9 protein-coding genes and 3 pseudogenes are annotated in these 7,625 nt (G+C 67.2%); 4 read left to right on the top strand and 8 right to left on the bottom strand.

The features are described from left to right. A pseudogene (locus BFN33_RS55205) lies at nucleotides 1-185 on the bottom strand (IS256 family transposase); the annotation flags it as partial. Between the two features lie 162 nt (nucleotides 186-347). Here BFN33_RS55205 and BFN33_RS51180 point away from each other — a divergent pair. Then, nucleotides 348-929 carry a hypothetical protein gene (locus tag BFN33_RS51180; protein WP_256123109.1) on the top strand — a complete coding sequence of 194 codons (582 nt, stop codon included), beginning with the start codon at nucleotides 348-350 and terminating at the stop codon, nucleotides 927-929. A gap of 39 nt (nucleotides 930-968) precedes the next feature. Here the strand turns inward: BFN33_RS51180 and BFN33_RS51650 are convergent. Beyond that, nucleotides 969-1,752 (bottom strand): annotated as a pseudogene (locus BFN33_RS51650) (IS5 family transposase); the annotation flags it as partial. Nucleotides 1,753-2,174: 422 nt separating this feature from the next. Further along, nucleotides 2,175-2,447, bottom strand: a pseudogene (locus BFN33_RS55215) (IS30 family transposase); the annotation flags it as partial. A gap of 134 nt (nucleotides 2,448-2,581) precedes the next feature. On the opposite strand from BFN33_RS55215, the gene BFN33_RS53595 reads away from it, so the two are divergent. Continuing rightward, nucleotides 2,582-2,734 (top strand): hypothetical protein, encoded by a 153-nt coding sequence (locus BFN33_RS53595; RefSeq protein WP_176742668.1) that lies wholly within the window; start codon nucleotides 2,582-2,584, stop codon nucleotides 2,732-2,734. A 5-nt stretch (nucleotides 2,735-2,739) separates the two neighbouring features. Here the strand turns inward: BFN33_RS53595 and BFN33_RS48945 are convergent, their stop codons facing one another. The 3 genes from BFN33_RS48945 to BFN33_RS48955 form a co-directional block, all read right to left on the bottom strand. Beyond that, nucleotides 2,740-3,393, bottom strand: a complete 654-nt coding sequence (locus BFN33_RS48945; protein WP_256123110.1) for a peptidoglycan recognition family protein — start codon at nucleotides 3,391-3,393, stop codon at nucleotides 2,740-2,742. Nucleotides 3,394-3,511: 118 nt separating this feature from the next. Continuing rightward, nucleotides 3,512-3,889 carry a peptidoglycan-binding protein gene (locus tag BFN33_RS48950; protein ID WP_069766700.1) on the bottom strand — a complete coding sequence of 126 codons (378 nt, stop codon included), beginning with the start codon at nucleotides 3,887-3,889 and terminating at the stop codon, nucleotides 3,512-3,514. 99 nt (nucleotides 3,890-3,988) lie between these two features. Next, nucleotides 3,989-4,444, bottom strand: a complete 456-nt coding sequence (locus tag BFN33_RS48955; protein WP_069766701.1) for a peptidoglycan-binding protein — start codon at nucleotides 4,442-4,444, stop codon at nucleotides 3,989-3,991. Nucleotides 4,445-4,616: 172 nt separating this feature from the next. On the opposite strand from BFN33_RS48955, the gene BFN33_RS48960 reads away from it, so the two are divergent. After that, a complete protein-coding gene (locus BFN33_RS48960) occupies nucleotides 4,617-5,624 on the top strand; it encodes a helix-turn-helix transcriptional regulator (RefSeq protein ID WP_069766702.1) in 1,008 nt (335 codons plus the stop codon). Between the two features lie 115 nt (nucleotides 5,625-5,739). Here BFN33_RS48960 and BFN33_RS48965 read toward each other — a convergent pair whose 3' ends face one another. Then, nucleotides 5,740-6,120: a MarR family transcriptional regulator gene (locus BFN33_RS48965; protein WP_256123111.1), complete on the bottom strand. Its 381-nt coding sequence runs from the start codon at nucleotides 6,118-6,120 to the stop codon at nucleotides 5,740-5,742. Nucleotides 6,121-6,224: 104 nt separating this feature from the next. Further along, nucleotides 6,225-6,938, bottom strand: coding sequence for a TetR/AcrR family transcriptional regulator (locus tag BFN33_RS51190; RefSeq protein ID WP_176742669.1), 714 nt, complete (start codon nucleotides 6,936-6,938; stop codon nucleotides 6,225-6,227). A gap of 410 nt (nucleotides 6,939-7,348) precedes the next feature. On the opposite strand from BFN33_RS51190, the gene BFN33_RS51195 reads away from it, so the two are divergent. Further along, a partial coding sequence (locus BFN33_RS51195; RefSeq protein ID WP_141758090.1) for a DUF2637 domain-containing protein occupies nucleotides 7,349-7,625 on the top strand: 277 nt, incomplete at its 3' end.

A 7,625-nucleotide genomic window follows, 5' to 3' on the forward strand; every position in this document is an offset into this window, starting at 1 on the left:
TCGCCTTCCAGAGCAGATTCCAGGACCCGCTTGGTCAGCTGCTGCAGCAGCCCGCCCTGACCGGTCAGCTGCAGCCCCTCCGACCGGGCCCGTTCCACCAGCATCGCGACCAGTTGCTCATCAGACACGGGCGCAGGCTGCCCGGACGGGGCACTCTCGACAGGTTCCACGGTCTCCAACTCCACGGCGGTGTCAGTCACTTGACGTCTCTCCCATGATCGTCGGATCCGCCGTTAGATTTACACTCCCTCAGTAGACGCCGTTTCATTTGGAGGTAGTGTCACGGTGTGGCGGAGGGGTTGTGGCACTCGGGGTTGGGTGACTGGTACGGGCCCGGGACCCCGATCGTGCAGCGGATACGGGGCTACCGGCCGAATTGGCGAGCACAGATCAAGCTGGTGCGTTGGCTGCGTGTCGGGCTTCTGAGAGGGTTGTCCTGTGCTGCCGTCTGCGCTGGCCTGGTTTTGGCAAGGGACTCATTGATCGGCGGGGTCTGGCAGCGCGCCCTGGTGTGTGCCGTAGTGCTGGCCTGGGCGTCGTTCTTCTGGCGGTGCTCGCTGATCAGGGTGGTGCTCCGGCCAGGCGAGATCGTCCGCTATTACCTGTGGCGACATGTGGTGGTGCCCTGCTCGGCCGTGAAGGAGTTGCACCGCAACTCGTGGCGGGGCGGGCTTGTCCTGGAGACCCATGCTGGGGAGAAGATCGACTTTCTGTGGTTTGACAAGTCCGTGTGGGACCTGCTCTATGACTTCTCCAGCGTCTGCGCTGATGCGATGCGGGCTCATGTGAGGGCCGCATCAGGGCTCGGACCAGCACTGAGTCCGGCTGGTCTTCAGCGGCGTTTCACGTGGTCAGTTGGTGCTGATTTGCTGGCTGCTGGTGCTGTGGCGTGTCTTGGTTTTGCCCTGTCCGCAGCCGTTCGTGGCTGATGGCTGTCCAGCCTGGCGTTGTGCCAGGCGACGGTGGCCAATGAGAGCTGCGGCAATGGCGACGAAGGCGAGGAAGTGTTCGGCTTTGCGTTCGTAGGGCGGTGCAAGCGGCGGCACCCGGCCAGCCAGGACACGGTCCGCTCGACCACCCAACGGTGCCGGCCGAGGCGCTGTGAAGACTCGATGCGTTTGCGGGCGATGCGGTGGCGGATGCCTCTCTTGCGCAGCCATCGCCGCAGGTGGTCATAGTCGTATCCCTTGTCGGCATGGAGCCTGGCCGGACGTCGGCGGCGTGGTCCGCGGCGGGAGCGGATGGGCGGGATCCCGCGCACCAGTGGTTTCAGACCGAGGCTGTCGTGCATGTTGACGCCGGAGACACCCAGTGACAGGGGCAGACCGTTCCGGTCCGTGATCAGGTGGATTTTCGATCCCGGCTTGCCACGGTCGGTCGGATTCGGTCCGGTCAGCGGCCCCCTCTTGCCGCCCGGACGCTGACGGAGTCGATGGCGCACCTCGACCAGTCCAAGTCTCCTCTGGCGCCGAGTTCGTCGAGGATGACGCGGTGGAGCCTGGCCCACACCCGTTCCCGGCTCCACTGCGCAAAACGCCGGTAGACCGTCGGCCAGGCCGGGCCGAAAACCGGGGGCAACTGCCGCCACGTACACCCTGAGGTGGCTACGAAGATGATCGACGCCAGGCATTCACGGTCACCAGCCCGCCGTCGCCCGCCGCCCTGTGGACGTATGACCTGCGTCGGCGGGACCACCCGCCGGAACAGCGTCCATGGCTCGTCCGGCACCAACCGCTCAATCAGATCCGCCATGCACTGCTCAACGAACGATCACGCCATAAGAAACGGAGTCTTATGCGGCTCGATGCCGATTAGCATCATCGGCGGTCCTCCTTCTCGGCGTCAGCTGAGCGGAATCCGCGGCTGACATCCCGACTTCGAGAAACCTGGGGTGGCCGATGCTCATGCCTCTGTTGAGTCAAGCCGCGAACGGGCACCGGGCAGGTCGACACACTCAAAGAGAGCCAGCCCCTGCGGGCGGCAGGAAGTACTCGAGTCAGCCTGCCCGGCGTCCTGCGGCACGTTACGGGCGGCCAACCCGATCACGAACACCGCTGCCCCCAATACAAGTCGGGAAGTACTGCCGCAGCAGACCGTTTGTCTTCTCATTCGTTGGGCGCTGCCACGGTGCGTGCGGGTCAGCGAAGAACCCCCGCGTCTCGGTCTCCAGCGCGATCACGGTCGGCGAACGACAGGTACCGGCCGGTGGGCTCGTCCAGGCTCAGCGGCGTCATCCCGCCGGCGTGTCGAAACCATCGGATCCCGACCGGTGCGGACACACCGACCCCTTCGGCGGCCTGGACCGTTGTGACCCCGGACGCGATCAGGCGCCAGAACTCCCGTTGCACAGCGCGCGACGGCTCCGGGCGGCCGGGCGAGCGCATCGGTGCCCACATCGCCCGATCCGCGGCCCACTGCCGTCGTGCCCCGGCCGGCACCTGCGGCATCGGCTTCCTTGGCCGTCCCATCCAACACCTCCGTGATCAAGGTGTTGCGACGACCAGTTGAATCCACCCAGTTAACGCTGGTCGTTGACTACGGCGGACGGCGCTCGCCTGGGGGCGTCGCGATCGGCACCGCCGTGGCGGGCGCAGTCGCCGGACACCCCGACGACCAGGCGCGATTCCTGCGCGGATGCCATGCCGTCGCGCTCGGCTCCGCGTGCCTGTACACGGCCGCCGCGGTGCTCGCGGTGGTCCTGCTGCCGGGGGGCCTGGTCCGGCGGTCCTGGTGAGCGTCTCACGCGACGATCAGATCGGCGACCTCTTCACGGATCGACGGCATGGCGGTGTACACCGTGCCGGGGCAGTCGGTGTCCGCCCAGTGACGGTGCCCGCCGATGGCCGGCGCCGGGCGGCTGACTCCGCTGACCGGATTGCGGTAGACCACCTTGCCCGACGGCGCGAGCCCGTGCCGCTCGGCAAGGTCGGCCAGCAGCCTCACCAGCGTGCTGCGCGCCGCGGAGGACGGGGGAGTGGAGGTCAGCGTCCCCAGCAGGGCTATGCCGATGTTTCCGGTGTTGTACTCCTTGACATGCGCCCCTGTGACGAGCCGCCCCGCGGCATCGTGGGCCGCCGTGCCGTCGGTGCCGGACCAGCGCCCCTCGTACACGCGGCCGGCCTCATCGATCAGGTAGTTGTAGCCGATGTCGCCGTAGCCGTCGGCGAGCACGTCGGTACGGTAGATCGCGCGGATCCGCGCGGCCGGGTCCGGGTCGGTGCTGCCGTCGTCGGTGTGGTGAACGGTGATCGTCTGGACGGGGTAGTACTGCGGCGGCCAGAGTTCGGAACCGTCGGCGGCGAAGCGCAGCGACTCGTTCGCACCCCAGTCCGCGCGGGAGAGTAGCGTGTATGCGGCGGACGTGGCAGCCGTTGCGGAGGGCGGGCGGGACACCGCGCTCAACACGGCAGCGGCGCCGAGAGCTGTCAGGAATCTGCGTCGAGAAGACGGGAAAGCATCCGAAGGTCTCATCGTGTGGTTCTCCCTGTTGGGTTGGATGCGCACGATGCGGCTATGACGAGAGGGCGCAGGCGGTCTTGGGGGCGTAGAGCGCGGACCACGTGCTGGGGCCGACGATGCCGTCCGCACCGCCCGTGGTGGCATTGCAGGTCTGCACCCAGTGCACGCCCTCCAGGGTCTGCGGGCCGTAACCCCCGTCCACTTCAACCCAGTAGGAGTACTTGCTGTACTGGTTGATGAGGCACTGCACTTGGCGCACCGCGTCCCCCGTGTCGCCGGGGCTGACCGTGGGCCGTGCGGAGTCGTCGATGATGTTGCAGTGGGTCTCGGCCGCCGCAGCGCTCGCCGCGGGAGCGCCGGTGACGAGCCCCGCCGTGGCCAGGACGGCAGTGCCGCAGACGAGGGCCAGGCGGTGGGTGCGTGTGCGCATGGTGTCTCCCGCAGGGTTGGGGGGGCGGTGAGGGTGTCGCGTACGGGCGGTGGGCCCCGGTGGCCGAGTTCTGGTGGCGGCCGGGGCCCGTGACGGAGCTCAGCCGCAGAGGTCGGAGCTGGTGTACGAGAAGTAGGCCGTACTGCCGCCGCCGTTGGCGTACCACCGGCCGGAGCTGGTCCTGTGCATGCTGTACAGGTCGAACTTGCTTCCGTCGTAGCGGATTTCGGACCCGACCCAGTAGAGGTAGTTGTCCGCTTTGCCGAACGTCAGCGGGCCGACGATCCCGTCAGCGCCGAGATGGTGATCGTCCTGCCATTTGATCGTTGCCGCCTTCGTCTGGGACCCGAAGGAGCAGTCGACGTCGGCCGACGGCAGGTACCCGTCAGCTGCCAACACGGCTTGCCAGAGGCCCACCACGCTGTTGTGCGAGTTGCTCGTGGTGGAGAGCGGGCCTTCGTCCCCCCAGTCGTCCGTCACCGCGTCGACGCCGTAGACGCCGCCCTGGGAAACGCTGGCGTGCGCCGTCGACGCCAGTCCCCCCGCTGCCAGCATGGTCACCGCGACCGTGAGCGCACTCCGTCGTGCCCATCCATGGAAAACGGATGAAATTCTCACTGATTCCCTCCCTTGTCGAACCCGAACGCGTGCACCTTGTCATGTCCCTCACAGCATCGACATACTTTTGCGCCTGAGTGCAAAAGCCCTGCACAACAAGGGGAATTGAATGCTTCGCATCCACTTCACGGATGCCGATCTCGCGCGCGTCCACGTCGCGTCCAGACCGGATCCGCTCTGGGAGATCTTCTTCAGCTTGATCCGCTTCCAGCGCCGGCGAGGTCTGTGGTCGTACGCGGCCTGGCATCGGACCACCCGCGCGGCTCTGCATGGCGAGGGCCTTGCACCCGCCGTCCGCAACGTGTTGCTGCCCCTCTACCCGGTGGGCACCTACTTCCCGGATTTCCTCACGCCCGGCGAGGCGTCCGAAGGCCTGGAGGCCGGCCTGGACGCGATTCTCGGTGTCCCCCGCCGACGGGTGCTGCGTGAACTGAGCATCCTGGACCAGGTGAGCGGTGCTCCCGCCTGGGCCAGGCAATTAGCCGACGACGAAGCGCGCCGCGAATTCGTCCGAACGATCCGGACCTACCACGACGTCGCCATCCTTCCCCACAGCGATCACATACAGGCACACGTCGACGCCGACCGATCCCTGCGCGCCCGAGCCCTGCTGGACGGCGGCACCGACGGGCTCCTGGCCGGGCTGGGGCCGTACATGCGCTGGCGGCGTCCCACGCTGGAGGTCGACTATGCCGAGGACCGTGATCTGTACCTCCAGGGGCGCGGCCTCACGCTCGTACCCTCGTACTTCTGCTGGGGCGGCCCGGTGTCGCTGGCCGACTCCGGTCTCCCGCCCGTCCTCGCGTATCCACTGCGCCACGCTGCTCCCCGCACGGACGATGCCGACGCCCAGGATTGCCGTGCCCCGCTCGCCGCACTCCTCGGCGGGACACGCGCCGTCATCCTCCAGGCAACCGCGACGGGCGCCACGACCAGCGAACTCGCCCGGGCCGCAGGCGTCTCCGTGGCGTCCGCCACCCGTCACACCACCGTCCTGCGCGACGCGGGCCTCCTCGTCAGCCATCGCCACGGCCAGGCCGTCCTGCACGCCCTGACTCCCACGGGCGCCGCACTGCTGCGGACCGGCGTACGGAACCGCCAAGTGCGACAGGCCTGAACCCTCACCGGTCCGATCGTGCTGCTCCGAGCCGTTCGGAACCCCGATCCGGCCTCCCGCCTTCGGCCTGCGGCAGTACATCGCCGACCGGCCATCTCAGGAAAAGGGTTCCGCTCTAGCCGACCGCGTGCATCGCGCCGCGGCGCGAGGCGATGTGCTTCTTCTGCTGCTCGCGAGTGCGGCGCTTCTCGGCGAGCTGGTCCTGGTACACCTTCACGGCATCGTGGTAACGCTCCACGAGATCGGGGGCGTTGAGGAGTTCCGCGGCAGCCATGCCGTCCATGGCGGCGGCGCAGTCGGCGGGGCTGAGGTAGCCAGCCAGCATGGCATTGAGCTGGTAGACGCCATTGCGCTGCTTCTTGACCAGCTGCGCCAGATCGAGGTGGCGCAGCGCAGCAGTGACGGCTGGGCGGCTGATGTCGTGGCGCTTGGCCAAGTCGGCCTGGTCGATCTCGATGCGGCCGCCGGCCTCGCTGAGAGCCCGCAACTTGAGCAAGGCCCTCTTCGCGGTTGCTGGCAGGTCCAGGTCGGCAATAACGCCGTCGGCGTTAGGCGGCCCGAGGGGGCGTCGTCGATCGCGCCCCCCTCGGGCCCTGCGGTTCAGTCTGTGGCAGTGGGCGTGTCTGCGGGACCGCGTTTGTCCCTCAACTGCTCCTGGAGGGAGGTGTAGTAGGCGTCGGCGTGTTGAGAGGTGTGGATGAGTTCGTGGCCGCGCCCGACGGAGACCTGCAGTTTTGCCTTCGTCTCCGGGGTGGCAACGGAGTGCACGATCTGCTGGTTGAGCCGGTCGACCGCGACGGCCAGCTCCTCGTAGTTCTCCCTGAAGCGCAGGTCCAGACCGACCCACGCGTCGACCCACAGCGCTGCCCAGTCGGCGGGCTCCACGCGCGGCTTCAGTTCGCCCAGGTCCCGGGCCTGTGTCATCAGTTCTGTGATTAGGGGGGTGTAGGTTCGCCAGAGGTACCCGAAGAAGGCTTTGCCCTGTTCGGTCGCCAAACGGTTCGCGGCCCTGATCACCGTTACATGCGGCGTTAGCACCGCCAGAAGAATCGAGGCGTCGACGACACTCTGCAATCGGGGCGTGGCCGGCGTAATTGAGTCCATGATCAGTGACTCGGTGACGATGGTGTAGGCGAGTTCGTCCTTGTCCTTCCACAGGTTGTACAAGGAGCCCCGGGAGAGTCTGCCAGCCCGTTCCAGGATCTGGTCCACCGTCGTCTTGGCGAAGCCCTGCTCGTCGAACAGCTCCGCGGCAGCTTTGAAGATCGCGTCGTACTTCGCCCGAGCTCGCGCCTGGACTGGCTGCCGTGCCACCGTGCCTCCTGAATCCAAACCGGTCACTGCCCGGCGGCGGACCCCAAGGGCCCGGACCGACGCAGACCACTCACCGCGAGTGCTGGTCTTCTGTGTGCGGGCAGTAAGCGATGAGGTTAGTCGCATTATCACTGCGCCCACTAGGCCGACGTTGATTCTTCGCAGCGCACATGGTTGAGTCCCTGTAACCAAACCAGGTGTCCGACCTTGTTTTTGCGGGTCGCGCGGGCGGCGAACGTCTCTGGGACTCGCGCAATCCAGGGCGTGTGAGCGCGAACACCCCTCGGGCCGCGAGGCCCCAGCCCGCACACCGGCCGGTCCCTTGCCGAGAGACTCACAGCCCATGCCGGAACCGGGGGAAAGGCTAAAGCTCCTTTGTTGGGCGACTCAGATAGTCAGGGGGAGCGGAGGTGACTGCGGGGCGAGGTGAGGTACCCCAGCTGACCCGGGTGCATGGGGTTCTCATCGGTGTCGTCGTGTTCGGTGCCGTGATCATCGCTGGTATCGGTTTTGCGGGGTCTTACGCTGCTGTGCGTGAGCTGGCTCTGATGAAGGGCTTCGGGAACTTCAGTTATGTGTTCCCGATCGGCATCGACGCCGGCATCTGCGTCCTGCTGGCCCTGGACCTCCTGCTGACCTGGATCGGCATTCCCTTCCCGCTGCTCCGGCAGACGGCGTGGCTCCTGA

The organism is Streptomyces sp. LUP47B, assembly GCF_001746295.1.
GTDB lineage: Bacteria > Actinomycetota > Actinomycetes > Streptomycetales > Streptomycetaceae > Streptomyces.

What these genes read in the sequence shown, in the direction of transcription:
- BFN33_RS48950 (WP_069766700.1), bottom strand. Translation starts at nt 3,889, where the DNA reads ATGCGCACACGCACCCACCGCCTGGCCCTCGTCTGCGGCACTGCCGTC.
- BFN33_RS48955 (WP_069766701.1), bottom strand. Translation starts at nt 4,444, where the DNA reads ATGCTGGCAGCGGGGGGACTGGCGTCGACGGCGCACGCCAGCGTTTCC.
- BFN33_RS48960 (WP_069766702.1), top strand. Translation starts at nt 4,617, where the DNA reads ATGCTTCGCATCCACTTCACGGATGCCGATCTCGCGCGCGTCCACGTC.